The organism is Gelidibacter algens, assembly GCF_001678675.1.
GTDB lineage: Bacteria > Bacteroidota > Bacteroidia > Flavobacteriales > Flavobacteriaceae > Gelidibacter > Gelidibacter algens.
In genome coordinates this window covers 1-1,995 of the sequence record NZ_LZRN01000107.1, presented here as the reverse complement: position 1 = coordinate 1,995, position 1,995 = coordinate 1, and the positions used below count along the sequence as shown (strand labels likewise).

General features: G+C 30.2%; 1 protein-coding gene and 1 pseudogene. Both read right to left on the bottom strand.

The window, feature by feature from the left end:
• Positions 1–454: 454 nt before the first annotated feature.
• Positions 455–1,291 carry a hypothetical protein gene (locus tag A9996_RS19240; protein ID WP_066439146.1) on the bottom strand — a complete coding sequence of 279 codons (837 nt, stop codon included), beginning with the start codon at positions 1,289–1,291 and terminating at the stop codon, positions 455–457.
• A gap of 341 nt (positions 1,292–1,632) precedes the next feature.
• Positions 1,633–1,995, bottom strand: a pseudogene (locus A9996_RS20155) (hypothetical protein); the annotation flags it as partial.

Genomic DNA, 1,995 nt, shown 5'->3' with positions numbered 1-1,995 from the left:
CTTGACCAAAGGATTCCCGTCCATCAGGTCAAAATGGTTTTTAGAACATAAAAAATGGGTAAAAGTACTGCCCAGAGATGCTTACACATATCTTGAATACCTATTTTTTTGATAAAAATGGAGACAAAATCAATTAATTGATAAACCCCTTATTTCTATGGAAGTAAGGGGTTTTTTTATGGACTATGCTGAATAAATTACCACTGCAATGTTGGTGTTTTTCTCTGATATTTTTGATTCTAGGTTGTGTTGTTGTTGTTGTTGTTGTTGTTGTTGTTGAAAAACATTATCAACGGAAAAAACATAAACCATCAGGATTGTGAAATTTGTAATTGTGGCCCATAAGACAATCTCATAAACCAGTTTTTTATTCACTGGTGGCAAATGCCACACGATGCAATCGTGCGGTGGTGGTGGGGCTTTTTATAAGATATGCCGCTGTATGTAGTATTTATTAATTTAATTCAATATCCATTTCTTCAAGTTGACTTTTTAAATTTAAAGACACTTCAATAATATAGGCTTTGTCTTGTTCATTCTTCTCCAATGCTATTTGATGGTTTTTTATTTTTTGAACGGCATCAATATAATCTTCATAAAAAATGCCATCATCAAAATTTAAAAAAAGAACCTGATTTGCTTGAATGAAATTTTTTAAAGATTCATCATTTAAGATTATATTATCATGTTTGAGTGCCTTGTTTTGAGAAACGGTTAATACGGAATGGGAATATTCATTTAATGCATTTTGAATAGCCGCTTTATTGCCAGAAAATAACTTTTTCTCAAAATCTACAAACCACCAATTTGGTGGAGGCATTGGCGGAGCAAAGGGAAATTCTTCTGCCAATAAATTTTCTTCTTCTTCGGCAGTTAAAATTTCTTCTAAATCAAGATATTTAGCAGAGCCATAATTTCTAAAAGCAGTAGCTTTTAAGCCTTCAATATTTTCAGTCATATAAAACACCCACCTATGGTTTGGTATATATGACTTTACTTTAGAAACAAATTTGAAGGGTGTTTTAACATCTGCATAAATTAAAACCAATGGTATGCCCATTGAAATATTTTTATCAAATTGGCTTAAAAAAGTATAATTTACATCTTGAAAATACTCTAACCTTTCATCGTCATTGAACACTTCTTGGTTTTTTGTTAGGTATAAACTATAAAGACTTTTTGTACTTTTTATTTCTATATCTTTGCCGCCTTTGGGTAAGTTGATTTCGTTTTTTGGTTGCGTAAAGCCTTTTACAGTTAGTAATAGTATTAATAAAAAGATATTTTTCATACTTCTTCAGGTTCAGGGCAACTCAACGTTTTGGGGTGCGTGTTTTTCTGACTATAATTGTTTAACAAACCCTTTTATGATTATTGTAAGTTCAAGTAATAAATGCTATAGACAAATTTAAGACATCTGGGATTGCTCCCAAGTGTTTTAGGTTAAAACCGGATTTATCTCAAATTTATCAAAAGGTATGATCTGCATACCTGTTATGTCTTCTTTAACAAGTAAGTTCCTTAATGACTCACTTATAATTGTATTTCCACTTAAGCATTCTATTTTATATAAATCATATTTTGGGAAATTAGGTTTCATAATCAATTTTCCAATTCTAAGATTTTTTCCTTCTAGTATTTTTTTTTGTCATTGATTATCTGATCATTAGATAGAACAGGGATAGTTTTTTCTACAGCAATCTTTGTTGGGGTTTCCATGTATACCACTTCGGCACTTGATTTTTCTGTGTCTATAAATTCCCAAAAATCATCAACTATAAAATGAAACCAATAATAATCTAACAACAGATTACTTTGAAATACTTTTATTGGATAAAAATAATGTTTTGGCAACATAAATGAAGAAATAAGCTCTTTAAATTTTTTGTCAAGAATAAAACCATTCATTAAACCCGCAGTACTATCTAGATAGTTTGTAGGTATTGCTTTTGGATGAAGTTCTAATTCTAGATTTGGAATAAAATCAGGAAATTC